General features: G+C 62.0%; 22 protein-coding genes, 2 tRNA genes and 2 pseudogenes. 14 read left to right on the top strand and 12 right to left on the bottom strand.

The genetic code is table 11. From position 1 onward, the window contains the following. Nucleotides 1-9: 9 nt before the first annotated feature. Nucleotides 10-1,458, top strand: coding sequence for a tyrosine-type recombinase/integrase (locus tag GWK63_RS01585; protein ID WP_007398786.1), 1,449 nt, complete (start codon nucleotides 10-12; stop codon nucleotides 1,456-1,458). 325 nt (nucleotides 1,459-1,783) lie between these two features. Next, nucleotides 1,784-2,215: a hypothetical protein gene (locus tag GWK63_RS01580; RefSeq protein ID WP_146750218.1), complete on the top strand. Its 432-nt coding sequence runs from the start codon at nucleotides 1,784-1,786 to the stop codon at nucleotides 2,213-2,215. Here GWK63_RS01580 and GWK63_RS01575 read toward each other — a convergent pair. The 3 genes and pseudogenes from GWK63_RS01575 to GWK63_RS01565 all read right to left on the bottom strand — a co-directional run. Beyond that, nucleotides 2,144-2,305: pseudogene (locus GWK63_RS01575) on the bottom strand (transposase); the annotation flags it as partial. The gene GWK63_RS01580 and the pseudogene GWK63_RS01575 overlap by 72 nt on opposite strands. Further along, a pseudogene (locus tag GWK63_RS17150) lies at nucleotides 2,277-2,414 on the bottom strand (helix-turn-helix domain-containing protein); the annotation flags it as partial. The pseudogenes GWK63_RS17150 and GWK63_RS01575, both read right to left, overlap by 29 nt. Before the next feature lie 337 nt (nucleotides 2,415-2,751). Continuing rightward, the gene (locus tag GWK63_RS01565; RefSeq protein WP_157772020.1) at nucleotides 2,752-2,919 is read right to left on the bottom strand and encodes a hypothetical protein; all 168 of its coding nucleotides are present in this window, start codon (nucleotides 2,917-2,919) and stop codon (nucleotides 2,752-2,754) included. Between the two features lie 253 nt (nucleotides 2,920-3,172). On the opposite strand from GWK63_RS01565, the gene GWK63_RS01560 reads away from it, so the two are divergent. Beyond that, on the top strand, nucleotides 3,173-3,946 hold the full coding sequence (locus tag GWK63_RS01560; RefSeq protein ID WP_223846613.1) for an SDR family NAD(P)-dependent oxidoreductase: 774 nt from the start codon (nucleotides 3,173-3,175) through the stop codon (nucleotides 3,944-3,946). Nucleotides 3,947-4,125: 179 nt separating this feature from the next. On the opposite strand, the gene GWK63_RS01555 is transcribed toward GWK63_RS01560, so the two are convergent. Beyond that, on the bottom strand, nucleotides 4,126-5,490 hold the full coding sequence (locus tag GWK63_RS01555) for an 8-oxoguanine deaminase (RefSeq protein ID WP_083824377.1): 1,365 nt from the start codon (nucleotides 5,488-5,490) through the stop codon (nucleotides 4,126-4,128). Between the two features lie 154 nt (nucleotides 5,491-5,644). Here GWK63_RS01555 and GWK63_RS01550 point away from each other — a divergent pair, with 154 nt between their 5' ends. Further along, on the top strand, nucleotides 5,645-6,202 hold the full coding sequence (locus GWK63_RS01550; RefSeq protein WP_039998497.1) for a DsbA family protein: 558 nt from the start codon (nucleotides 5,645-5,647) through the stop codon (nucleotides 6,200-6,202). A gap of 122 nt (nucleotides 6,203-6,324) precedes the next feature. Here the strand turns inward: GWK63_RS01550 and GWK63_RS01545 are convergent. Continuing rightward, nucleotides 6,325-6,399, bottom strand: a tRNA-Thr gene (locus GWK63_RS01545). Nucleotides 6,400-6,494: 95 nt separating this feature from the next. Continuing rightward, nucleotides 6,495-8,645 (bottom strand): AsmA family protein, encoded by a 2,151-nt coding sequence (locus GWK63_RS01540; RefSeq protein ID WP_007396868.1) that lies wholly within the window; start codon nucleotides 8,643-8,645, stop codon nucleotides 6,495-6,497. Nucleotides 8,646-8,851: 206 nt separating this feature from the next. Here GWK63_RS01540 and ilvD point away from each other — a divergent pair, with 206 nt between their 5' ends. Then, nucleotides 8,852-10,714, top strand: a complete 1,863-nt coding sequence (gene ilvD, locus GWK63_RS01535) for a dihydroxy-acid dehydratase (RefSeq protein ID WP_039998473.1) — start codon at nucleotides 8,852-8,854, stop codon at nucleotides 10,712-10,714. Between the two features lie 226 nt (nucleotides 10,715-10,940). Here ilvD and GWK63_RS01530 read toward each other — a convergent pair whose 3' ends face one another. Continuing rightward, nucleotides 10,941-11,153: a hypothetical protein gene (locus GWK63_RS01530; RefSeq protein WP_007396870.1), complete on the bottom strand. Its 213-nt coding sequence runs from the start codon at nucleotides 11,151-11,153 to the stop codon at nucleotides 10,941-10,943. 408 nt (nucleotides 11,154-11,561) lie between these two features. On the opposite strand from GWK63_RS01530, the gene GWK63_RS01525 reads away from it, so the two are divergent. Beyond that, a complete protein-coding gene (locus tag GWK63_RS01525) occupies nucleotides 11,562-12,302 on the top strand; it encodes a hypothetical protein (RefSeq protein WP_223846612.1) in 741 nt (246 codons plus the stop codon). 233 nt (nucleotides 12,303-12,535) lie between these two features. Here the strand turns inward: GWK63_RS01525 and GWK63_RS01520 are convergent, their stop codons facing one another. Then, complete coding sequence (locus GWK63_RS01520; RefSeq protein WP_166498085.1) at nucleotides 12,536-12,709, bottom strand: hypothetical protein; 174 nt, start codon at nucleotides 12,707-12,709, stop codon at nucleotides 12,536-12,538. A gap of 66 nt (nucleotides 12,710-12,775) precedes the next feature. Here GWK63_RS01520 and GWK63_RS01515 point away from each other — a divergent pair, with 66 nt between their 5' ends. Then, nucleotides 12,776-13,618, top strand: coding sequence for a DNA/RNA non-specific endonuclease (locus GWK63_RS01515; protein WP_007396876.1), 843 nt, complete (start codon nucleotides 12,776-12,778; stop codon nucleotides 13,616-13,618). A gap of 29 nt (nucleotides 13,619-13,647) precedes the next feature. Then, nucleotides 13,648-13,932, top strand: coding sequence for a hypothetical protein (locus GWK63_RS01510; protein WP_007396877.1), 285 nt, complete (start codon nucleotides 13,648-13,650; stop codon nucleotides 13,930-13,932). A gap of 183 nt (nucleotides 13,933-14,115) precedes the next feature. Here GWK63_RS01510 and rpsI read toward each other — a convergent pair whose 3' ends face one another. Both rpsI and rplM read right to left on the bottom strand, forming a co-directional pair. Next, nucleotides 14,116-14,619, bottom strand: a complete 504-nt coding sequence (gene rpsI, locus GWK63_RS01505) for a 30S ribosomal protein S9 (protein ID WP_007396878.1) — start codon at nucleotides 14,617-14,619, stop codon at nucleotides 14,116-14,118. A 5-nt stretch (nucleotides 14,620-14,624) separates the two neighbouring features. After that, nucleotides 14,625-15,107, bottom strand: a complete 483-nt coding sequence (gene rplM / locus GWK63_RS01500; RefSeq protein WP_007396879.1) for a 50S ribosomal protein L13 — start codon at nucleotides 15,105-15,107, stop codon at nucleotides 14,625-14,627. A 231-nt stretch (nucleotides 15,108-15,338) separates the two neighbouring features. Between rplM and GWK63_RS01495 the strand changes: the two genes are divergently transcribed. Further along, nucleotides 15,339-16,685, top strand: coding sequence for a hypothetical protein (locus GWK63_RS01495; protein WP_007396880.1), 1,347 nt, complete (start codon nucleotides 15,339-15,341; stop codon nucleotides 16,683-16,685). Then, nucleotides 16,685-17,545: an NAD(P)H-binding protein gene (locus GWK63_RS01490; protein WP_039998475.1), complete on the top strand. Its 861-nt coding sequence runs from the start codon at nucleotides 16,685-16,687 to the stop codon at nucleotides 17,543-17,545. The genes GWK63_RS01495 and GWK63_RS01490 overlap by 1 nt, the downstream gene beginning before the upstream one ends. Nucleotides 17,546-17,566: 21 nt before the next feature. On the opposite strand, the gene GWK63_RS01485 is transcribed toward GWK63_RS01490, so the two are convergent. Next, nucleotides 17,567-17,642: transfer RNA gene (locus GWK63_RS01485), tRNA-His, on the bottom strand. 43 nt (nucleotides 17,643-17,685) lie between these two features. Continuing rightward, nucleotides 17,686-18,891, bottom strand: coding sequence for an aminotransferase (locus tag GWK63_RS01480; RefSeq protein ID WP_007396882.1), 1,206 nt, complete (start codon nucleotides 18,889-18,891; stop codon nucleotides 17,686-17,688). Between the two features lie 159 nt (nucleotides 18,892-19,050). Between GWK63_RS01480 and GWK63_RS01475 the strand changes: the two genes are divergently transcribed. The 4 genes from GWK63_RS01475 to GWK63_RS01460 all read left to right on the top strand — a co-directional run bounded on the left by GWK63_RS01475 (nucleotide 19,051) and on the right by GWK63_RS01460 (nucleotide 23,046). Beyond that, entirely contained in the window at nucleotides 19,051-19,389 is a 339-nt protein-coding gene (locus GWK63_RS01475; protein ID WP_034927296.1) for a P-II family nitrogen regulator, read from the top strand. A 121-nt stretch (nucleotides 19,390-19,510) separates the two neighbouring features. Beyond that, nucleotides 19,511-20,971 (top strand): type I glutamate--ammonia ligase, encoded by a 1,461-nt coding sequence (gene glnA / locus GWK63_RS01470; RefSeq protein WP_007396884.1) that lies wholly within the window; start codon nucleotides 19,511-19,513, stop codon nucleotides 20,969-20,971. A 227-nt stretch (nucleotides 20,972-21,198) separates the two neighbouring features. Further along, entirely contained in the window at nucleotides 21,199-22,239 is a 1,041-nt protein-coding gene (locus tag GWK63_RS01465) for an NAD(P)H-quinone oxidoreductase (RefSeq protein WP_172459695.1), read from the top strand. Nucleotides 22,240-22,254: 15 nt separating this feature from the next. Then, on the top strand, nucleotides 22,255-23,046 hold the full coding sequence (locus GWK63_RS01460) for an alpha/beta fold hydrolase (protein ID WP_007396887.1): 792 nt from the start codon (nucleotides 22,255-22,257) through the stop codon (nucleotides 23,044-23,046). Nucleotides 23,047-23,162 lie beyond the last annotated feature (116 nt).

The following is a 23,162-nucleotide window of genomic DNA, read 5'->3' as shown; positions in this document are numbered from 1 at the left end:
ACTGGTCGGTTGCCAGAAAAATTCAATCTAGGTGCTTACCTGCGGAAGATGATGCAAAATCATCCTTCGGATTTTGAAACGCGTGAGGAACACCTTTCCGCAAACATCAAGGCCCTTGCGGAATTCCTGCCTACCGGCAAAGAATCCATTGTCCAGCGCTTCATTTCAGAGGTTTCAGAGCGCCATGCGATCATGGCCACAACGATTGCAAACCTGACCAACGAAATAGACATCGCTAAAAAGACTGGGAATCAGGATCGCGAAGCGGAACTGATGTCCCTTCTTAAACAATCCCTGACAGTCAACCAAACGCTGGCTTCCCGCCCTGCTGCGGCGCCAGTAGCCCCGCTGACCGTCATTTCTGAACCTCTCGCACCGCCCTCGACCATACAGCAACCATCGAAACCCGTGGCCGAACCGCGTATGCGAATATCTTCTGTCATTGAGAAACACCTGAAGGATAAGAAAGCCACGGCGAAAGATACCCAGTCTTATGACAAGCTGTGCCGTGTCACGCGCACGAGCCTGCGCCTGTTTATCTCCTGCTTCGGGGATATGGATGTCCGGAAAATCAACGGTAACGTAGTTGGCGATTTCCGCGATGCTTTGTCATCGCTTCATGTCAACCATGGACGCGACCGGGCTGGCCGGTCCATTCAGGAAGAGATTGACAGGACACTGGTGGAAGGGCTGGAGCCGATATCCCAGAAGACTATCAAGAACCATCTGGCCGTCATATCTCCGGCATGGCGTGATCTGGTCAATCGCGAAATTGTGCCCCGTAATCCGTGGATAGGCTGGTCATTCGACACAAGTCAAAAGGTTGTCCGTCGCGCTTGGACCGATGCCGAACTCAAGACCCTGGCGCGTTCAAAGTGGACAACAACCGTCATGTCACAAAAAACCTATGCGGCCATGGTCATGATCGCCGCATATAGCGGTATGCGAATTGGAGAAATCGCATATCTGCGAAACGAAGACATCACGGAACTTAACGGCATCCCCTGCTTCCTGATCCGGGAACACGTTAAACATGGGATCACGACGTGGAAACCGAAATCAAAGGCAGGAATTCGCAAGGTTCCCATCCATTCCAAACTGCTTGCATGGGGCATTCTGGACCTTATGAAACCTAGCGAAGAATACCTGCTCCCTGAACTGAAAGGCGACGAAAGCCGGAGTCGCGGACAATCATTCTCATCAGAGTTTTCCCGACATAAAACGCGGATTGGCTTGCCTCTGGCTGTCACATTCCACGGTTTCCGGCATACCGTATCCACACGCCTGCGAAATGTGAAGGCCGATATCCGCGAAATATGGATTGACGCCATGCTGGGCCACGAACCCAGTCATAAAAGCATGGGGACCATAAATTACACGACGGAGATTGAAATTGAACATCTGCGCGATGTTATTGAGCTAATCGAATATCAGGATGATTTCATCATAAATATCTGATCAATATTATGCACTCCAATAAAGCATAAGAAATTGCGAATGTAAAGTCATAATTAAAACAATATTTGGCTTTGGACGATCTGGCAGTTTCTAGAACAAATCCTTTAGGTCCATGCTGTCTCGGCGGGCTTTTCACCCGCACAACCCTAATCGACCGTCACATCTGGAATGGTGGCGAGATGTCCGACTTGGGTACGATCATCCTGACTCACTCGCGTGCACATGCAGGTCAGACATAGGAAATGATGCAATAGACTTATGTTAAAAAGTTTGGCTTACTACAAGAAAGGAAATTAACGATTGCTTCAACATCAAGGTGTGGAAAGTGAGTTATAGAAGATGCTTCGTTCTGGTAGACTGGTGGTCACAGGTAAGATCTCATTTTTTACGAAACAAAACAGCATCAAGAGGTGAAAATAGCGAGATAGCGTTGCGTCATATTGAAGAAATTATTGAAGAAAAGCTAAAAATAGAAGCTCATCAACCAACCCAATGGGAAGTATCATTTCGACTCTACGCTGGATGGATGCGCGGGGGCACTCCCACAGCCGTGTTAATTGATTACGAAGCTATGTATGCTGGCTATGCAAGCAGGCGCCGTCGAGGTAATTGTCTAAAAAACTTAATATTTTTGCCCAGTTCTATCGGTATGCGCAGAGGTGATCGTCTAATATCAGAGCCTGAATCAGAAAGCGGTTTGATTGATTTTTCGCAGAACTCTGCGGATATGGGCAATCATCAACCACGCGTGGGATGAAGAGATTGTTGCCTCGACATCCTTCGTGAGGCGACGGCAGCGTCCGAGCCATGCAAAGCTGCGCTCCACGATCCAGCGCATTGGCCAGATACTTCTTCACTGTCTTGCGATCGAGCCCTGTCTGGCGCGCGATGGCGCTGATGCTGAGCCCCTGTCTTTTGAGTTCCTGGATCAAAACGACCTCCCTGAGTCCTATCACCTGCTCGCCCTTCCTTTGGCATCAGCAGGGATAAATGTGCCGCGTGATCGTCATGGGGGCATGCCCCCATGACGATCACGCACAGTCCTCAAACTGGGGAATTTTCAACCAGCACATTTGGGGAGATTACAACCAGCACTCACAAGAGCCTTTATTGTAGATATTTCTTTGCAGAAAGCTGTTTATAAATCCTTTCAGAACAAATATACTGAAATCATAATAAAAATTTATTATAGTAGTTGTGAAATTCTTTATCCGTGTAGATGAAAGAATTTGCATTACACGGAGCATCCGATTTCCTGCGGAAGAACATTCCATCTTCGGACATTGGTGGCTGTCAGTACTCGATCCAGATGGATGACAGCAGCGACAGGCCATTGAGGTCAGGCGTCCGATGCGTATCCCTTTCCAGCCAAAATCCATAACGGGATATCGGGAAGGTCATCGAGTCTGGCGCGGCCGCTGTCCAAGCCTTTCCTGACCATGGAACCGGCAGGCGTGTCATGCCGATCCCGTTTCCTTCGCCATCATCCCGTTTCCCCATAAACGCATCCGCTTACGCTTACCGATGGTCGCCATCGCGGGTTATCGACGGATTATTCCATTGCCGATACCATGGCCCCGGTCAGGCAACGGGAAAACATCTTGCGGACTATCCGGTCTGGCGCGTATCAGGCGCTACGACAGGCGTTGCGGTCAGGGAAGTATGCAGATCGTTGGAAAATAGTGATTTAAACGACAGGCCCGGTCGGGTTGCGGTGGTAACGGGGGCAACGGGCGGAATCGGGCGTGCACTGGTCCGGCGCATGCTGGGGTGTGGTTACAGGGTCATCATCCTTTCACGCCAGGGCACGGTGGACCTGCCCGCCGTCACCATTGTCCCCTGTGACCTGACGGACGGCAACAGCATCCGCGCGGCCGCACCCGTCATTGCCAGCCATGCGCCTGCCATAGACGTACTGGTGCATTGCGCGGGCGTGATTACCCCGCAGAGCGTGGGTGAACTGGACAGCGCGGTCACGGCTGACCAGATCGCGGTGGATCTGGTTGCCCCGATCGAACTGACCAATGCCCTGCTGCCCACAATGCGCGACGGCGGGCATATCGTGTTCGTCAACTCGATGGCGGCGGTCTTTCCGCTGGCGGGCAGCAGTGTCTACACGGCGGCAAAATTCGGCCTGCGCGGCTTTGCCCGCGCGCTGGAACAGGAACTCCGGCCCCGGCGCATACAGGTTTCTTCCCTTTATCCCGCCAGCGTCAACACCCCCATGCTAAGCCGGGAAATGAACGCCGGTGGCTCGATCTACAATTTCATTGACCCGCCGCAGGAACCTGATGTCACGGCCCGGCGCATCCTTGAATGCTGTAAACATCGCAGCCGCGAGCGCTTCAGTTCCGTATTCGACAAACTGTTCACCCATGCCTGCCTTGCCTCCATGCCGCTGCTCAACCTGAGCCTGCCCATCATGAAGATGCTGGGCCGGCGGGGCTACCGCGCCTACCTGCGCCGCCTGTCGCCCCCCCGACGCTAGGTGTTTAAAAATAACCCGTGGGTAGATGAAAATAAAAAATTTCCGGATGCTGCCTTTTCCTAAAAAGGCAGCGTTCCATGATGCCTTTTGAAAAAAGCTTCACCAGGAATTTCTTGATAATCCCGGGATGGTTCCTGAACAGGACCTGTAAACAGGCCGTGGAGTGACCCGCGGCCCGGTCAGCCCTGCAATAGCTGACGGGCCAGTTCATTATGCCGCCGGGCCAGCAGGGCGGGATCATGCGCGGTAAACACCCCGTCACGGATCAGCACCCGGCCATTGACAATGCTGCATGCCACCCGCCCCGGCGTGCAGAACACCAGGGCGGCCACGGGGTCCGACTGGGCACCGGCATGGTCGATCCCGCGCAGGTCAAACGCCACGATATCGGCCGCCATGCCCGGGGCAAGATGCCCTATGTCATCACGCCCCAGAACGCTGGCACCGCCGCGCGTGGCCAGTTCCAGCACTTCGCGCGCCTGCATCATCGAGCGGTTGTCCTCCGTTTCCAGCAGGCGGCCAAGCAGCATGGCCTGCCGGGCTTCGCCCAGCATGTGGCTACCATCGTTGGAGGCGGAGCCATCCACCCCCAGCCCCACCCGCATGCCCGCCGCCACCATGCGACGCACCGGCGCAATGCCGGACCCCAGCCGCATGTTGGAACACGGACAGTGGGCCATGCCGGTATGCGTCGCACCAAAGCGGTGAATGCCCGCATCATCCAGCCGCACGCAGTGCGCATGCCATACGTCGTGGCCCACCCAGCCGGTATCCTCGGCATATTCGGCGGGGGTCATGTTGAATTTTTCGCGGCTGTAGGCAATGTCGCTGGCATTCTCGGCCAGATGGGTATGCAGCATGGTGCCGGTTGCCCGTGCAAGGGCAGCAGCATTGCGCATGAGGTCACGACTGACGGAAAAGGGCGAACACGGCGCCACCACCACCCGCAGCATCGAAAAGCGGGCCGGGTCATGATAGGTTTCGATCACGCGCCGGGTATCGGCCAGAATGGTGTCCTCATCCTCCACCACACGGTCGGGCGGCAGGCCGCCCTGGCTTTCCCCCACGCTCATCGCCCCGCGCGCGGCATGAAAGCGCATACCCATCTGCGCTGCCGCCTCGATCTCGTCATCCAGCCGCGCCCCGTTGGGGAACAGGTAAAGGTGATCGCTGGTGGTAGTGCAGCCCGACCACAGCAGTTCCGTCATGGCGGTGCAGGCGGAAACGCGGATCATCTCGGGCGTCAGCCCCGCCCATATGGGATAGAGCGCCTGCAACCACCCGAACAGCGAGGCATCCTGTGCCGCCGGGATGGCGCGCGTGAGTGTCTGGTACATATGGTGGTGGGTATTGACCAGACCCGGCATCACCACATGGCCGGTCATGTCCAGCACCTCGTCCGCCACGGGCAGCGGATCGGCGGGGGTGCCGATGGCCGCCACCTGCCGGTCACGGACCAGTATCCATCCACCTTCGATTTCGCGTCTCTGCGCATCCATCGTGACCAGACGCAGTGCATTCTTGAGCAAAAGGGAGCGGGACATGATTCTCACCGGACGGAAACAGGGAAACATTCTCCTTATGCAGGCTTTCAGGGGGATTGCCTATATGCCCGCAACCACGGCAGACTCCGCACCATGCCACCGTACCGTGTGACACACGGCCGGGATGCCGACCATCAAAGGGAGAACCCTGACCATGCCCGCCACCCCACTGCGCGTCGCCCCGCTTGAATGGGGGCATGGCCCCAGGGTTTTTGAAGCCTTTCTGGAACCGACCTGCCCGTTCTCGGTGCGCGCGTTCGACAAGCTGCCGGACCTGCTGGCGCGCGCGGGGGAAGGGCGGATCACCATCAAAATCCGCCTGCAGTCCCAGCCGTGGCATATGTTCTCTGGTGTGATCGTGCGCTGCATCCTTGCGGCCGCAACACTGGAGGCCGGGCGTGAGGCCGCCCGCACTGTCATGGCCGCCGTGGGCGCGCACCGGGAGGAATTCGAGTTCACCGACCACTGTGCCGGCCCCAACATGGATGCGACACCCAATGACATCATAAAGCGGATCGAACGCTATAGCGGGCTTGAACTGGCGGCGGCGTTTGCCGTGCCGGACTTGCAGAAGGCCATCAAGTGGCAGTGCAGATATTCCCGCCAGAACGGCATTCACGTCTCCCCTACCTTCATGGTCGACGGGCTGATCGACCCCGCCATCAGCAGCGGCGATACGGTGGAAGCGTGGATGGAGCGGATTTTTGCGTAAATGCCTGCTTTGGCAATAACGGATGTATCGGGCACCGCCCTGTTCAGGAAAGGCGGTGTTTCCTGAAGCTTTTGGGAAAAAGCCTCACCAAAAACTTCTTCATGATTTTCAGGACGGAAGTCTGGTGCCGGGTGAGGGATTTGAACCCCCGGCCTTCGGTTTACAAAACCGCTGCACTACCACTGTGCTAACCCGGCATGGCGACAGGCGTGGCCCGCCTGTTGCGGGTTGCCTGCTGCACCCGTCCCTTTTTGCCGAAATGCCCCGCATGGTCAAGCGGGGATTCCATCCTTCAGTGCGCTGCCATCTTGCGCGCCCAGGCCGCGCGGATGCGCGCGCGTTCGGCGGCACCCAGCCCGTTCGCACCGCTCCCGCCGCCATCCGTATGGTCCGCTGTCGCGCCGTGCCGGGCGGAAGTGCTCCGGCCATGCGCGCCATGGCGCACCGGGTGGGAAGCATGGGGGGCAATGCCCGCGGCCGGGTTCTCGTTCACCTCCCGGATGGCACTGGCGCACGATGAGTTCCTGCCCACCCCCCCTTCAATGGTGGGCAGCAGGCCGACAGGCGAGAACACGAAACCCGTCAGCACCGACGCCACGGCCCGGCCAATGATTTCCGCCCCCGGCCGTATGCTGGGGTCCTTGAGCGGCCCGGTGATGTAAAGCGGGCCGGGGAAGGACGCGATGGCGAAGTGCCGCGAATGCGTCAGCAGCCTGTAGTCGATGGTATTGTTGCTGAACCGGATGTCACCACTGCCCACGGTGCGGGTATCACCCGTTTCCAGCAGCAGGGTACGGGTGTGGAACACACCATCCTGCAGGGGCATGTCGGCAATCAGGCATTTCAGGTCGGTCCGGGCGGGCAGGCCCAGCGCGGAAAGCAGCGCCTTGCCCAGTTCCAGCCCCAGCAGGTCGGGCAGGATTGCGGAAATATCACCCCCGTCATCCAGCGCCATGGTAATGCCGCCATCGCCATTGCCCACAATCTGGGCCAGCGACCGGCCATGGCCATGCACCACGATATGGCCGCCAATGATCCCCTGCCCATGCAGGTTGTGCCCCATGGCCTGCATCAGGCGGGCCAGGTCGATCTGCTCCATGTCGATGCGGATGCGCGCATCCATGCCATCGCCCTGTGGCACGAAGGTGCCGCTGCTGGCCAGCGTGCCCTTGCCCACGGCAAAGTTGAGATGATGGACATCGATCGTGCCGTCACGGATATCCGCCAGCACGTCGATGTTGTCGAGCGGGGTATGGCGGTTTTCGATATGGTCACCATGATAGGCAAGGTGAACATTGGTCGCCTTGAGCCGGGGCATGTTGATGGGCGTGGTGGGCAGTACGGCGCCACTCGCCGCATGCGCCTTTTCCTCCGCCGCCTGCTGCGTGGTGGAGGGATGCTCGCCCGGCGTCGCGCCAAAGAACCCGCCCAGATCCGCCAGGTCCACATGGCGTGAATGCAGGTCGGTATCGACAAACGTCACGGTCTGGTGGGGGTCCGCACTCAACGTGCCACCAAGGTCGCTGGAACCGACCACGCCTTCGAAATCACGGAAGCGCACCCGCCGGTCATGGTAATCCAGGCTGCCCGCCACATGGTAGGCGGGCGTCTGGGGGATCACCACGCCCGTCAGCGGATAGAGCAGTGACATGTCCGGCCCGGCCAGTGTCAGTCTAAGCCGTGCGCCCGCAAAGGACAGCGGATCATCCACCGTCCCCACCAGTGTCAGCCGCGTGGGGCCGTGGCGCACGTCCACATCAACCGGATACGGCCGGGTCCGGTCGGCCAGCGAGACCAGCGCCCCGCCCGAGAAATGCCCGGTCATGGCCTGCCCGGCATAGGTGCCGCGCACATCGGCCACGATCCGGGGCTGCACGTCCCCCTGCCCCGGCGTGGTGTGCACCTGCGCGCGCATGTCGCTGCGCAGGCCCGCATGGACAAGATGCATCTGGCCCGCATCGATATCCAGTTCGCCAATGCGCGGCATGGCGGTCGAACCGCCACCGCCACTGGCGGGGAACCGGTAGTTGGCGGTGCCATCACGCTTCCCGTTCAGTTCCACCACCGGCCTGTCCAGCGCGATGACCGGCAGGTCCACCGTCCCGCCCAGCAGGTGCCACAGGTTGAGGCCCACCATCAGGTGGTCGGCGGTGGCAAATGGCGGCAGGGTGGTGAAGCCGTCCGGTTCGTCAATCTTCACCCCGTCAGCCGTGATGCGGATCACGCGCCCGATACGCACATGCAGGTGCGCCAGCGTAACCCTGCGCCCCAGTGCCGCCCCGGCCCGGCGTTCCACCATGGGAATGAACCAGTCCCACGACCAGAAAATGACCAGCGCCATTACTGCAACCGCCAGCACCCCAAGGACCGGAAACCGTATCTGCGCAAGGACGCTGCGCCGCGCCGTTCCGGGCGGGACGGTGGAATGATCCGGTTGCGGCATGCTGCTGGTACTCCTTGTGCGGGGGCGGAGGGGATATCAGATGAACGGATGGTCGCACATGGAGTTGCGGCCCAGCCCTGCCCCCATCATGGCCGGGCACCGTTAACGGCAGGTTTGGACTGGCGCGACAGTCGCGCGTCCTGTATGCGGTCAGGCAACTTCATGCCCCTTTGATGCTAACCAGATTGACGCGAGAGGTCACTGTCATGCCCGCCTATCGTTCCCGCACTACGACCCATGGCCGCAACATGGCCGGTGCGCGCAGCCTGTGGCGTGCAACCGGCATGAAGGATGGTGATTTCGGCAAGCCGATCATCGCCATCGCCAATTCCTTCACGCAGTTCGTGCCCGGCCATGTCCACCTGAAGGACCTGGGCCAGCTGGTGGCCGGTGCCGTGGCGGATGCGGGCGGCATCGGGCGTGAGTTCAATACCATTGCCGTGGATGACGGCATTGCCATGGGCCATGGCGGCATGCTGTACAGCCTGCCTTCGCGCGAGCTGATTGCCGATGCGGTGGAATACATGGTCAATGCCCACTGCGCCGATGCGCTGGTGTGCATAAGCAACTGTGACAAGATCACGCCGGGCATGCTCATGGCGGCGATGCGGCTCAACATCCCCACCATCTTCGTCTCCGGCGGGCCGATGGAAGCGGGCAAGATCCTCAATAACGGTACCGAGCAGCGCGCCGACCTGATCACGTCCATGGTGGCGGCGGCCAATGCGGATGTCAGTGACGAACAGTCCGCCACCATCGAACGCTCGGCCTGCCCCACCTGCGGGTCGTGCTCGGGCATGTTTACCGCCAATTCCATGAACTGCCTGACCGAGGCGCTGGGCCTGGCGCTGCCGGGCAATGGCAGCCTTGTGGCCACCCATGCCGACCGGCGCGACCTGTTCATGCGCGCGGGCCGCGAGATCGTGGCCCTGGCACGCCGCTGGTATGAGAATGACGATGCCACCGCCCTGCCGCGCGGCATCGCCACCAAGCCCGCGTTCGAGAATGCGATGTCGGTCGATATCGCCATGGGGGGCTCGACCAATACGGTGCTGCACCTTCTGGCGGCGGCGCATGAGGGCAAGGTGCATTTCACCATGTCCGACATCGACCGGCTTTCCCACAAGGTGCCCAACCTGTGCAAGGTCTCGCCCTCACGCATGGACATCCATATGGAGGACGTGCACCGCGCCGGTGGCATTCCCGCCATCATGGGGGAACTGGCGCGCATGGGCCTGCTGCACCTGGACGCGCCCAGCGTGCATGCCCCCAGCGTGAGCACGGCGCTGGCAAAATGGGATATCAGCGCCAGTACGGCGGATGAGGCGGCGCGCACCTTCTTCCGCGCCGCCCCCGGCGGGGTGCGGACCACGCAGGCGTTCTCCCAGTCCAGCCGCTATGAAGCACTGGATACCGACCGGGCGAATGGCGCAATCCGGGATGCGGGGCATGCCTACAGCCAGGATGGCGGGCTTGCGGTGCTGTTTGGCAACCTGGCGGAAGACGGTGCGATCGTGAAGACCGCGGGCGTGGCCCCGAACCTGCTGACCTTTACCGGCCCTGCCCGTATCTTTGAAAGTCAGGATGCCGCCGTCTCGGCCATCCTGGGCAACGAAATCGTGGCGGGTGACGTGGTGGTGATCCGCTACGAAGGCCCCAAGGGCGGCCCCGGCATGCAGGAAATGCTGTATCCGACCAGCTATCTCAAATCCAAGGGGCTGGCGGAAAAATGCGCGCTGATTACCGATGGCCGCTTCTCGGGCGGCAGTTCGGGGCTGTCCATCGGCCATATCTCGCCCGAGGCGGCGGAAGGCGGCATTATCGGGCTGCTGGAGGAAGGCGACACCATCGAGATCGACATCCCCAACCGCATCCTGCGCACCACCGTAAGCGATGCGGACCTTGCCGCCCGCCGCGATGCGATGGAAGAGCGTGGCGACCGCGCCTGGCAGCCTGACCGCCAGCGTGAGGTCTCGGTCGCGCTGCAGGCCTACAGCGCGCTGACCACCAGCGCGGCAAAGGGTGCCGTGCGCGATGTCAGCCAGCTGGGCCGCCGCACCAGCCGGTAGCAGGGGAGACCCCGGGGCCGGGCCGCCGGGGTCTTTCCGTCAGGGGTTGCCTGAAAAGCCAGCCCCAGAAAATCCCGCAATCATGAGGAAGTTTCTGGTGGAGCTTTTTCAAAAAGCTTCAGAGAACGCCGCCTTTCCGCAAAAAGGCGACAGCCGGAAACTTCCATTCCTGTCAGCAGGCCACCCTTGGGCAGCCTGCTGGCCCACCCGTCCTGCGGGGCCGGCCTTACGCCTGACGCAGGCCCCGCCGTCCCTGCCCCATGCGCCGGAATGTGGCCGTGACACATGCACGCAGGGCCGCAAGGTCGGGCATGAGGGTATTGTGCAGTGAACGCACGCTCTCATGCGTGGCATAAAAGCGCAGCGATGTCGCAATGCCGGTTATGATGGCAGCCCCCACGAACACTCCATCAACTTCTATGATCTTTGAATCAAACATGGTTTCCTGACCTGAAGCGCCGGTTACGGCCGCGCATGGCGCTGTATGGCCATGCTGCCTGCCGGCGTCTTGCCGTTATCTGCATCACTTGCCCGCCAACGCGGCGAGGTGCTGGCGGTTCCCGCAAAAGGTTCTGAAAAAACATGCTGTAATAAGGACTTGCCTCCCCAAACCCATGTTTTTTCCTACCCTGTCGCACCCGTTTGGGCATGGGGTAAAAACCCGGTTATTATGTCATTTGAATGGCATTTTAAAATCTGTACAGATCGAATTCGTATCATTACAGAACAGATACATAATTTCATGAACATCTGTTCTTTTCATTACCTGTTCCAGAGTATCAGGACACGGCCATACTGTTTGCACGCACCCGGATGGCACGATGGGGGTGACAGCATGCGGCCCACCATGACAGAAACAGGGGCGGCGGTTGCGTACCATGGCCGCTCCCGTTTCCCTCAGTACGACTGGTGCCCGTCCTTGCCCTGCCCCGATGCCTTCCCCCCTGCCCCAACCCGTTCCCTGTCATGGTGCGCGCTGGCCCTGTGCCTGGCGCTGCCCGGCTGCATATGGGCTGCCACGGCCCACGCCGCGGGCACCGCGTCCTATCCCGCGCCACTGACGGATGCACGCAGCACCGCCCACGCATGGGGCGTGGAAACCCGCATTACCAGTGCGGTCCCCTGCCGGGTGGCATTTGGCATCAACCAGACCACCTTCATGGCGCATGTGCCTGAAATGGTGCGGGCGGGGCTGTTCAGCACGCAGGTGACCCCCGCGCTGCGGCAGGCGGCCCCGCATTATCTGATGAACGCGATGCAGACGGATGTGACCCCCGGCTTCGTCCATGCGCTGTTCACCCAGCGCGGCGCCCCCGCGCGCTGTCACTTCACCTGGTCCTATACCGCGCCCGATGGCCGGTCCCACCCCATGCTGGACTTTGACTTTACCCGCCAGGCCCATGACCGCATCGACTGGACCCACATGGAACTGGGCGCCATGACATCCGACATGCAGAACCCGGTGGTGGATCCGATATTTGATGCGCTGGTCAATCAGGAAACCGTGGATGTAACCATTGCCCTGGCCCATGGCCCCGACCCCGCCGATCTGCCCCCACCGGACCAGAAACCGGGCATGGTGCCTTAAAAGACCATGGCCTGCCCTTGAAGCATCCGGCGGATGATCAGGACGTTGCTGGTCAAGCTTTGCCCGAAAAGCCCCAGGGCACGCCGCCTTTTTTTAAAAGGCGGCGTTCTTTCGCAGCTTTTGCAAAAAGCTTCACCAAAAACTTTCTTTAATTTTAAAGCGCTATCATGAGCTGACTGATCAAACAGCCTCTTACTATTTTTTATCAATGGACTGCTCTGGAAACAGCCCTGTTATCCATGCCGGACAAGGCGGAACACAAGATCGGTCAACGCCGCCGCCAGCAGCACGACGGTCACCACACGCAGCCCGATACGCATCAGGCGCTCACGCCGGCTGGGCGGCAGTTCATTCCGACGCAGGACAAAACGGGGATCGGGACGGCCTGAACCGGATTGCTGCACCATTGCCCTGCCCTGCGGGATGTTTATGAATACACCCGTTTTACCAGAACAGATGGATAACACCAGTCCATGGCCCCATGCCACGCCGCCCGTTGCCTGCTCCATGCCGCCTTTGGCGTTCTGGCCCTGCTGGCCTGCCATGCCGCCCGGGCGCAGGACTGCACGGCCCTGGGCGCAGACGGCCAGTTGCCCGTTCTGGACAATCCCCGCATGGCACCACAGACCCGTATCCTGTGCAGCAGCCGGTTCGCGGTGCTGTATTCAGGTCTGGCGCGCGAACCGCTATGGGCGGCGGAACATCTGGATGAAGCAATGGTGCGGGCGGCCATGTCCACCCCGCGTGAGGGCACGTTCCACCCTGATGCCCGCATCCCCGCCGGGTCACGCGCGGAGCTGGAGGATTATGTCCGCTCCGGCTTCGACCGGGGGCACATGGCGCCTTCGGGCGACATGCCGGACCGGCAGACGCAGGAAGAAACCTTTGCCCTGTCCAATATCGTGCCCCAGCGCGCGGCGCTGAACCGGGAAAAATGGGCCATGATCGAATCGGACCTGCGCCGCCTGACCCTGCGTGCCGGGGAACTGTACGTGGTGACCGGCCCCGCCTTCCGTGGCAGCAGCCTGTCGGCCATAGGCCGCGACCGGGTGCTGGTGCCGACATCCACATGGAAAGCCGTCTATACGCCCGCCCGGCAGCAGACGGGGGTTTATGTATGCCATAATGTGGCCCGCAACCCCGGTTGCAGCCATGTCAGCGTAGCGGAACTGACGCGCATGACCGGGATCGATCCCTTTCCCGCCCTGCCCGCACGCATGAAACAGAACTGCATGACCCTGCCGTATGGCCGCGTGCGCACCACAACCCATACACGCCGCCACACCACACGGCGGCATGCCCATTACCGCTGGTAAAAGTCCCGCTGATAACAGGAGAGACAGCCATGACCACCCATTCCACCAGACCCGGCCCTGCCGCCACGGGGCTTGTGCCCTTTGCCGATAACGGCACCAGCCGCACCATTGGCGGCATGACGGTGGAAAATGGCACCGACAGCATCGCCTTTTATGGCCAGACCGATCTCAGCCGCGACAAGGCCGGGCTGGAACGCGCCCGCGCGCTGCTGGCGTTCCTGCAGCAGGTGGTCGATACGCTGGATGCACAGGCAGACCTGCCCGACAGCCTGCCGCCCCGCAAGGCGGCCAGGGTGCCCAATCCCTTCGCCTAAGGGGATATTGTAAATAATAACAAAAGTTTCTGGGTGCCGCCTTTTTGAAAAAAGGCGGCGTTCTTCTGAAGCGTCTTCATGTTCCGATGAACAGCAGGCCCAACGCAGAACGGGGCCGGTCCATTGCTGGACCGACCCCGTTGCGGAACCCGTATCCCGTGGCACGCCACGGGAAAAGCAGGATCAGCGCTTGCTGAACTGGAAGGAACGACGGGCCTTGGCGCGGCCGTACTTCTTACGTTCAACAACACGCGAATCGCGCGTCAGGAAGCCAGCGGCCTTCAGGATGCTGCGCAGCGCAGGCTCGTAATGGGTCAACGCACGGCTGATGCCGTGACGGACCGCACCGGCCTGGCCGGACAGGCCACCACCAACGACCGTGCAGTACACGTCGAACTGGTTGTAGCGGTCAGCCACCAGGAAAGGCTGCGTGATCAGCATACGCAGGACCGGACGGGCGAAATAGGTGCCGACCGGACGGCCGTTGACGATGATGTCGCCCTTGCCCGGCTTGATCCACACGCGGGCAACCGCGTCCTTACGGCGGCCCGTTGCATAGGAACGGCCCTGCGCATCGCGCTTGGCTTCATAGACGGGTGCCGCTTCCTGGGAGGAAACGACCTGGCCGGAAGCCACGGCTTCCTTCAGGTCAGCCAGCGTGCCTGTACGTTCTTGGGTTTCAGACATGTGGTTCAGCCCCCGACCTTCTGGGTGTTGACGGCATTCTTGCGGTTCAGCGCCGCGACATCGAGTACCTGCGGCTTCTGGCCTTCATGCGGGTGTTCGCTGCCGGCATAGACGTACAGGTGCTTCATCTGCGCACGCTGCAGCGGGCCGCGCGTGATCATGCGCTCGACCGCCTTGCGCACGACGTGACCGGGGTTCTTGCCGGTCAGGCGCTGGGTGATCGTGCGTTCCTTGATCCCGCCGGGGTAGCCGGTGTGGTAATGGAACAGCTTCTGGTCCACCTTGTTGCCGGTCAGGCGGACCTTCTCGGCGTTGATGACGACAATGTTGTCGCCGCAATCAACATGCGGGGTGAACTGCGGCTTGTGCTTGCCGCGCAGGCGCTGGGCGATGATGGCGGCCAGACGGCCCAGAACGAGGCCTTCGGCATCGATCAGGGTCCAGCCACGCGTCACCTCGGTGGGTTTCAGCGAAAGTGTGGTCTTCATGGATTCAGTGTTCCGTCCGGTAATGTAGCGGTAACAGGTGGCGCGTTATCATCCGTACGGCACACGAACGTCAAGCACATAATCCCGTATGGACGGCATTTTTCCGGTAAAAAATCGTGTGTGGTATCATGATACCACCATCTTTCCCGCCTCATCTTCCCCACGGGCGATTGCCGAGGGGGGCCGTAATGCGATAGCACTCGGTTCAAGGTCATTACGGATATCAGGCTCGTGAAGAAACTCTATCCCGCCATCCCCCTGCTCATACTTGTGCTACTGGTTGGCAGCTGGGGGGTGCATCACTTCGCCCAGCGCAGGCTGGAGGCCGGCATTGCCGACTTCCGTGCCTCCCTCGGGCCCGGCGCCACGTTCAGCTATGCCACGGCCCGGCCGCGCACGCTGGCGCGTGGCGCGCATTTTACCGCGGTGACCTATCACAACCCGGCCATGACGCTGGTCGCGGCCGATGTGCGGCTGGGCGGCCTGACCGGCAACAACGTGCAGGGCGAGAAGATTGGCAGCATCGTGCTGCGTGACGTGAAGGTCATGACGCAGGACAGCACCATCTCGCTTGACCAGGTGGCGCTGGGCAACCTTGTCATGCCCAATACCGCGCGCGTCACGGCGGAGACGGCCCGCCCGCTGGGCTTCGATTCGCTTGTGCTGGATACGGGCACCTTCACCAACCTGCACCTGGCCATACCCGCCAGCCAGACCGATGTGACCATCGGACGCATGACCATAGGCCAGTACGGGCTGGGCCGGTCCTCGCATCTCGATCTGGAGAAACTGGCAACCCAGATCAACCTGACCCCCACGCGCCGCATCGCGGTCGAGCACATACAGCTTGACGGCCCGGACTTCGCCAGCGAGGTGGCAAGCCTGATCCAGTCCGGCCACCTGGTCCATGAGCGCCATCCCCAGACCATGGACCTGAAGAAGGTGGAGATCGCCAGCACCCACCCCATGCTCCAGATCGACCATGTCACCACATCGCGTTTCTCCACCGAGACGGAGGACAAGATGGACACGAACCTGACCAACCTGACGCTCTGGTCCACCGGGACGGACAATCCCTCCATCCTCAATGCGTTCGGTTATGACCATTTTACCGGCAACATCCATGTCAACAGCACCAGCGACCGTAGTGCTGGCCATGTGCACCTGGAACCGCTGACAGTCGAGGCACCGGAAATGGGCAACCTGTCCGTGGTGGCGGAACTGGACCAGATCCCGTTTGACGACATGGCCATCATTCCCGAAACCGCGCGCATCGTCTCCGCCGCCATGACATGGGAAGACCGCTCACTGGCCAGCCATATCGTGGCGGGGCTGGCCAGAAGCCGCAACACGGATGTGGAGACCTACCGCCAGGGCCTGCTGGCCATGCTGGCCACGTCCGATGATGCCTCGATGCGCGCCATGGGCCGCTTCCTGCAGTCCCCGCAGGACCATCCGCTACAGATCGCGCTGCGCCCGATGAAGCCGGTCAACCTGATGATGCTGGGCGTTGCCCTGTCCATGGCGGGCGACCCGTCGGTCGCGGCCCCGCTGGGCCTGACCATTTCCACACCCTGATGGGGGGGATCGGTGGCCCGGTGCATGTCATCGGCGCGACCGGACGCTCGGGGCTGGCCGTGTGCCAGAGCCTGAGGCTGCGTGGGGACACGGTCGTGCCCATAGTCCGTAGCTTGCCCCACTGGCAGGCGGGCGGCATGGCCGGTCCCGCACGGGTGGCCGATCTTGAAGCGGGACAGGCCGGGCTGCGCGCAGCGCTGGCGGATGCCACCGCCATTGTCCTGACCGCCCATGCCCGCCATCTGCCCGCTGTCCTGGCGGCGGCACCGCCACGGGCGCGGATCGTGGCACTGGGCAGTACGCGCATCTTCACCCGCTGGCCCGATTCCCACGCACGCGGCGTGCAGGCGGGCGCGCGGGCCTTTGCCCGCTCGGGCCGCCGGGGCGTGCTGCTGCATCCCAGCATGATCTATGGCGCGCAGGGGGAGGATAACGTACAGCGCCTGGCCGCCCTGATGCGCCGCCTGCCGGTACTGCCCCTGCCTGGCGGCGGGCGGGCGCGTATCCAGCCGATCTGGCAGGGAGACGTAACGGATGCGATCATCGTGGCCCTGGGCCGGGAATGGGACGGGCCGCACAGCCTTGTCATTGCCGGGGGGGAGCAGGTTGCCTACCGGGATTTCACCCGCGCCGTCGCCCTGGCGGCGGGCCTGCGCCCGCGCCCGGTCGTGCCGGTACCGGGAGCGGCGCTGATGCTGCTGGCCCGCCTGCCCGTGCCGGGACTGCCCCGCATCAGGCCCGCCGAGATACGGCGGCTTATGGAAGACAAGATATTCGACATCGGCCCCATGCGGGCACGGCTTGGCCTGACGCCCACGCCACTGGCGACGGGTCTGGCGCGCACCTTTGCGGGTGCATGATTTCATAAGGGGAAAAGGCAGTGGGGCGAACGACGGGGATCGAACCCGCGACAACCGGTACCACAAACCGGCGCTCTACCGACTGAGCTACGTCCGCCACAACTGCGCTGCTATATAGAAAAGCCGTCCGGGCGCGTCAATTACCCTTTTTGGGTTTCGATGATTTTTCCCGTGCACAGCCGCTCACGCACCGTCTGGAGGCGCGCGACCGCTTCCGCGATCACGGCGGGCTGCTTGCAGAAGGCGAAGCGGACATAACGGTCGGGAATGTCCCTGCCCCGACTGTCATAGAAGGCGGAAACCGGGATGGCGGCAACGCCTGCACGCGCCGTCATCTGCTCGCAAAACGCCACATCGCCGCCCGCAAAGCCCAGCGGGGCGATATCGGCAATGATGAAGTAGCTGCCATCACACGGCAGCACGCCAAACCCGGCCTGGCGCAGGCCATCAGCCAGATGCTGGCTGCTTGCGCGCATGCCCTCGGCCAGCCGGGTGAAATAGGCGGTATCCTTCTCCAGCCCCACCGCCACGGCGCGCTGCAGGTTGGGGGCCACGGTAAAGGTCAGCAGCTGGTGGGCCTTGGCCACCAGGTCGGCCAGCGGCGCGGGGGCAGTGACATAACCCACCTTCCACCCGGTCATGGAAAAGCTCTTGCCCGCGCTGCCAATGCGAATCGTGCGCTCCCGCATGCCCGGCAGCGTCATGAGCGGCAGGTGCCGGGCGGGGGCGAAGGTCAGGTGCTCGTACACCTCGTCACACACCGCATAGGCATCGTACCGCGCAAGCAGCCCGGCAATGAAGGCCAGTTCATCGGCCGTGAACACCTTGCCGGTGGGGTTCATGGGGGTGTTGAGCACGATGGCCTTGGTGCGCGGGCCAAAGGCCGCCGCCAGTTCCGCGCGCGGCAGGTCCCACCGTGGCGGGGCCAGCCGCACCGTGCGTACGGTCGCGCCCAGCATTTCCAGCACCGGCAGGTAGGTGTCGTACAGCGGTTCGAACACCACCACCTCATCGCCCCGGTTGACCAGCGCCATGAGCGAGGCGGTGATGGCCTCCGTCGCGCCACAGGTCACGACCACCTCACGCGCGGGATCGACCTCGATTCCATAAAACCGCGCATTGGCGCGCGCGACCGCCGTGCGCAGTTCGGGCAGGCCGGCCAGGGGCGGGTACTGGTTGCGCCCGTCACGCAGCGCGCCGGCTGCCGCCTCCACCATGTCGGCCGGGCCTTCGGCATCGGGAAAGCCCTGGCCCAGGTTGATGGCGTCATGCCGGACCGCCAGGGCGGACATGACGGTAAAAATGGTTGTCGGCAGTCCCGAAAGCATCGCGTTCGCGGGTTTCATCGTATCAATCCTGTCCCAGCACCTGTGCGGCCGGTGCGCGCCTGTTCTTTTTGCCTTATCATCCGATTGCCTGAAACCGAAAGCCATGCAACCCTGCCCGGGCCAGACAGACGGCAACGTATGGCCCCGCGCCACAAGACGGAAGACAGATACAGCAGCATGAAAAAGATCGAGGCCATCATCAAGCCCTTCAAGCTCGACGAGGTGAAGGATGCCCTGCATGAAATCGGTCTGATGGGCATAACCGTGATCGAGGCCAAGGGCTTCGGACGGCAGAAAGGCCATACCGAGCTGTATCGTGGCGCTGAATACATCATCGACTTCCTGCCCAAGGTAAAGCTGGAGATCGTGTGCCCGGACGACATGACCGAACGCGCGATCGAAGCGATCATGGGCGCGGCCCGCACGGGCCGCATCGGGGATGGCAAGATTTTTGTCACCCCGGTGACCGATGTCATCCGCATCCGCACGGGAGAACGCGGGGCCGATGCGGTCTGAGCCGTCATGCAGACATGGGTCCCATGGCGGCAGGACTATCGACAGCAGCCTTGCGTTTCCGTAACCATAGCCACCGCGCCGCATGGAACGGCACACCAAAGTCAGGACAGGTAATTTAAACATGGCAAAAAAAGCACAGGCCCCGGCCGCGGCCTCCACGCCGTCACATTCCACCAAGGCCATCGCGAAGGTCTTTGAGATGATCAAGGAAAACGCGGTGGAGATGGTTGACCTGCGTTTCACCGATCCGCGTGGCAAGTGGCACCACACCACCCAGTATGTCACCACGATCGAAGAAGACACCTTCCGCGAAGGCTTCATGTTTGACGGCTCCTCCATCGCCGGATGGAAGGCCATCAACGAAAGTGACATGATCCTGCTGCCTGACCCGACCACCGCGGTTATGGACCCGTTCTCCGCCAAGCCGCAGCTCATCCTGATCTGTGACATCATCGAGCCGTCCACCGGGCAGTTCTACAACCGCGACCCGCGCGCGACCGCCAAGCTGGCCGAGCAGTACCTGCAGTCCACCGGCCTGGGTGACACCGCCTTCTTCGGCCCCGAAGCCGAATTCTTCATCTTTGACAGCGTGCGCTTTGGCACCGGCCCGAATTTCGGCAAATACGAGCTTGAAAGCATCGAAGGCCCCGGCGCCTCGCTGAAAGACTATCCCGAAGGCAACATGGGCCACCGCCCGACCGTAAAGGGTGGCTACTTCCCCGTGGCGCCGGTTGACAGCGAAAGCGACCTGCGCGCCGAAATGCTGACGACGATGGGCGAAATGGGCCTGCCGATCGAAAAGCACCACCACGAGGTGGCACAGTCGCAGCACGAGCTGGGCACCAAGTTCGAAACGCTGGTCCGCTCGGCCGACTTCATGCAGATCTACAAGTACTGCGTGCACAACGTTGCCCATTCCTATGGCAAGACGGCAACCTTCATGCCCAAGCCGATCTATGGCGACAACGGATCGGGCATGCATGTCCACCAGTCCATCTGGCGCGACGGCAAGCCCACGTTCGGCGGCAACGGCTATGCCGACCTGTCGGACGAGGCACTGTACTACATCGGCGGCATCATCAAGCACGCCAAGGCGCTGAACGCCTTCACCAACCCGTCCACCAACTCCTACAAGCGCCTGATCCCGGGCTTTGAAGCCCCCGTGCTGCTGGCCTACTCGGCCCGCAACCGCTCCGCTTCGTGCCGTATCCCCTACGCGACCAGCCCGAAGGCCAAGCGCGTCGAGGTCCGCTTCCCCGATCCGACCGCGAACCCCTACCTGGCGTTCTCCGCCATGCTCATGGCTGGCCTGGACGGGATCAAGAACAAGATCCACCCCGGCGAGGCGATGGACAAGGACCTGTACGACCTACCCCCCGAAGAGCTGAAGCAGATCCCGACCGTTGCCGGTTCCCTGCGTGAAGCCCTGACGGCGCTGGAAGCCGACCACGAGTTCCTGCTGGCTGGCGGCGTGTTCACCAAGGACCAGATCGAGAGCTACTGCGAAATCAAGTGGCAGGAAGTGTTCAAGTTCGAGCACACCCCGCATCCGGCCGAGTTCGAGATGTACTACTCCGTCTGATCCGCATCTCCCCTGCGGGAACACGGACACAGGCAAGGGCGCCGGGACCACACAGGTCCCGGCGCCTTTTTCATGTACACCCCGCCCGCCAGCCCCGCCATGCGCCGCAACCGGGACGGCCGCCACACGTTTGCTCGATTCCACGCCATGCGCACTGGTCCTGCGGCGCCTATCGCCTGCACCATGGTGCCCCACACGGCATGAGACATGCCCCAGAGGACACAGAAATGACGCAGAGCATTCCCGACACCATGCAGGCCATCACCTACAGTGAAGACGGCACACCCGATTCCCTGCGCGTCACCGCCCTGCCCGTCCCGCGCCCCGGCGCGGGTGAGGTGCTGGTACGGGTCATGGCGGCCGGCATCAACCGGCCCGACATCATGCAGCGCAAGGGGCTTTATCCCCCGCCGCCGGGCGCAAGCCCGCTGCTGGGCCTGGAAGTGGCGGGGGAAGTGGTGGCCATGGGCACGGACCTGCCCGCCAACGCGTTTCCAGCCCCGGGCGCGCGGGTCTGCGCGCTGACCAACGGGGGTGGCTACGCCCAGTACTGCACCGTGCCCGCCGGCCAGTGCCTGCCCTGGCCCACCGGATTCGACGCCATCCATGCCGCCAGCCTGCCCGAGACGTTTTTCACCGTCTGGTCCAACCTGTTCATGACCGCCGGGCTGAAACCGGGTGAGAGCGTGCTGGTGCATGGCGGCACCAGCGGCATCGGCACCACGGCCATCCAGCTTGTACGCGCCATGGGGGGCACGGTGTACGCCACCGCGGGCACAGCGGAAAAATGCGCCCTGTGTACGACGCTGGGTGCGAAAGCCGCCATAAACTACCGCACCGAGGACTTCCCCCAGCGCATAAGGGACCTGACCGGCGGGGCGGGCGTGAATGTCATACTGGACATGATCGGGGGGGCGTATCTGGATGGCAACCTGCGTGCGCTGGCAACCGCGGGGCGGCTGGTCATCATTGCCCTGCAGGGCGGGGCGAAGGCGGACGGGGTCAACCTGGCGCGCATCATGACGCGCCGGCTGGTGGTGACCGGCACCACGCTGCGCCCCCGCGACGCGGCCTACAAGGCCGAAATCGCCCGCCAGCTGGAAGACCACGTCTGGCCCCTGCTGGGCCGTCGCGCCATCCGCCCGCTCATCCATGCCACCTTCCCCTTTGCGCGGGTTGCCGATGCCCATAAACTCATGGAAAACGGAACGCATATGGGAAAGATCATGCTGGACCTTCAGCACCCGCCCACGGATACGATACGGTGATAGGGACAAAAGCTGGTGCTACTGAACGTCATTGAGCGTGGACCGGAAGAAATCATACCCGAACAGGTGGGCAGGCCGCCCATCGTGCTGCTGCACGGCCTGTTCGGGCGGGCGCGCAACCTTGGCTTCTTCCAGCGCCGGCTGGCACGCACGCGCCGCACGCTGGCCATTGACCTGCGCAACCATGGCGACAGCCCGCACGGGCTGATGGACTACAACGTCATGGCCGCCGACCTGCTGGAGACCCTGGCCCACCACAACGCGCTGCCCGCGACGCTTGTCGGCCATTCCATGGGGGGCAAGGTGGCCATGACGCTGGCGCTCTCGCGCCCGGGCATGGTGCACAGCCTGCTGGTGGCCGACATCCCGCCCGCCCATACCGGTCACGGGCAGTTCGGACTGGGCGAGCAGATGCTGCGCGTCTCCTTTCCCCCCTTTCTCAACCGCGCGGGGGCCGACCGGCTGCTCCAGCACTACATTGCCAATACCGATGTGCGCGCGCTGATGCTCCAGAACATCGAGGTGGGCGAGAACCCGCACTGGACCATCGGCCTGCGGGAAATCGTGGACTCGATGCCCAATGTGGAAAGCTGGCCCTACATACCCGAAGGCTATACCTATCCCGGCCCGACGCTGTTCCTGGCGGGCGGGAATTCGCCCTATATCCGCCGCGAGCATTATGCCACCATGCGCAGGCTGTTCCCGTGCTACCGGCTGGAACTGATCGAACATGCCGGTCACTGGCTACATGTCGAACACCCCCAGAAATTCGCGGAGCTGCTGGAAAATTTTACCGAAAGCACCTGAACCCCGTTTCATTGCGTACCCCGTCCTTGACAACCCGCCCCCTGACGTCAGTTATGCTGTCGATATAACAGGGCAGGCACGCGGCCCCCACGAACAGACCCCTATGGCGGAGACCC

This window comes from Komagataeibacter rhaeticus (assembly GCF_011611525.1).
Classification (GTDB): Bacteria; Pseudomonadota; Alphaproteobacteria; order Acetobacterales; family Acetobacteraceae; genus Komagataeibacter; species Komagataeibacter rhaeticus.
Note: the sequence above shows the minus strand (reverse complement) of the source record. Positions and strands in the feature narration are given on the sequence as shown.

What these genes read in the sequence shown, in the direction of transcription:
- GWK63_RS01565 (WP_157772020.1), bottom strand. Translation starts at nt 2,919, where the DNA reads ATGACACGCCTGCCGGTTCCATGGTCAGGAAAGGCTTGGACAGCGGCC.
- GWK63_RS01555 (WP_083824377.1), bottom strand. Translation starts at nt 5,490, where the DNA reads ATGTCCCGCTCCCTTTTGCTCAAGAATGCACTGCGTCTGGTCACGATG.
- GWK63_RS01550 (WP_039998497.1), top strand. Translation starts at nt 5,645, where the DNA reads ATGCCCGCCACCCCACTGCGCGTCGCCCCGCTTGAATGGGGGCATGGC.
- GWK63_RS01540 (WP_007396868.1), bottom strand. Translation starts at nt 8,645, where the DNA reads ATGCCGCAACCGGATCATTCCACCGTCCCGCCCGGAACGGCGCGGCGC.
- ilvD (WP_039998473.1), top strand. Translation starts at nt 8,852, where the DNA reads ATGCCCGCCTATCGTTCCCGCACTACGACCCATGGCCGCAACATGGCC.
- GWK63_RS01530 (WP_007396870.1), bottom strand. Translation starts at nt 11,153, where the DNA reads ATGTTTGATTCAAAGATCATAGAAGTTGATGGAGTGTTCGTGGGGGCT.
- GWK63_RS01525 (WP_223846612.1), top strand. Translation starts at nt 11,562, where the DNA reads ATGACAGAAACAGGGGCGGCGGTTGCGTACCATGGCCGCTCCCGTTTC.
- GWK63_RS01520 (WP_166498085.1), bottom strand. Translation starts at nt 12,709, where the DNA reads ATGGTGCAGCAATCCGGTTCAGGCCGTCCCGATCCCCGTTTTGTCCTG.
- GWK63_RS01515 (WP_007396876.1), top strand. Translation starts at nt 12,776, where the DNA reads ATGGCCCCATGCCACGCCGCCCGTTGCCTGCTCCATGCCGCCTTTGGC.
- GWK63_RS01510 (WP_007396877.1), top strand. Translation starts at nt 13,648, where the DNA reads ATGACCACCCATTCCACCAGACCCGGCCCTGCCGCCACGGGGCTTGTG.
- rpsI (WP_007396878.1), bottom strand. Translation starts at nt 14,619, where the DNA reads ATGTCTGAAACCCAAGAACGTACAGGCACGCTGGCTGACCTGAAGGAA.
- rplM (WP_007396879.1), bottom strand. Translation starts at nt 15,107, where the DNA reads ATGAAGACCACACTTTCGCTGAAACCCACCGAGGTGACGCGTGGCTGG.
- GWK63_RS01490 (WP_039998475.1), top strand. Translation starts at nt 16,685, where the DNA reads ATGGGGGGGATCGGTGGCCCGGTGCATGTCATCGGCGCGACCGGACGC.
- GWK63_RS01480 (WP_007396882.1), bottom strand. Translation starts at nt 18,891, where the DNA reads ATGAAACCCGCGAACGCGATGCTTTCGGGACTGCCGACAACCATTTTT.
- GWK63_RS01475 (WP_034927296.1), top strand. Translation starts at nt 19,051, where the DNA reads ATGAAAAAGATCGAGGCCATCATCAAGCCCTTCAAGCTCGACGAGGTG.
- glnA (WP_007396884.1), top strand. Translation starts at nt 19,511, where the DNA reads ATGGCAAAAAAAGCACAGGCCCCGGCCGCGGCCTCCACGCCGTCACAT.
- GWK63_RS01465 (WP_172459695.1), top strand. Translation starts at nt 21,199, where the DNA reads ATGACGCAGAGCATTCCCGACACCATGCAGGCCATCACCTACAGTGAA.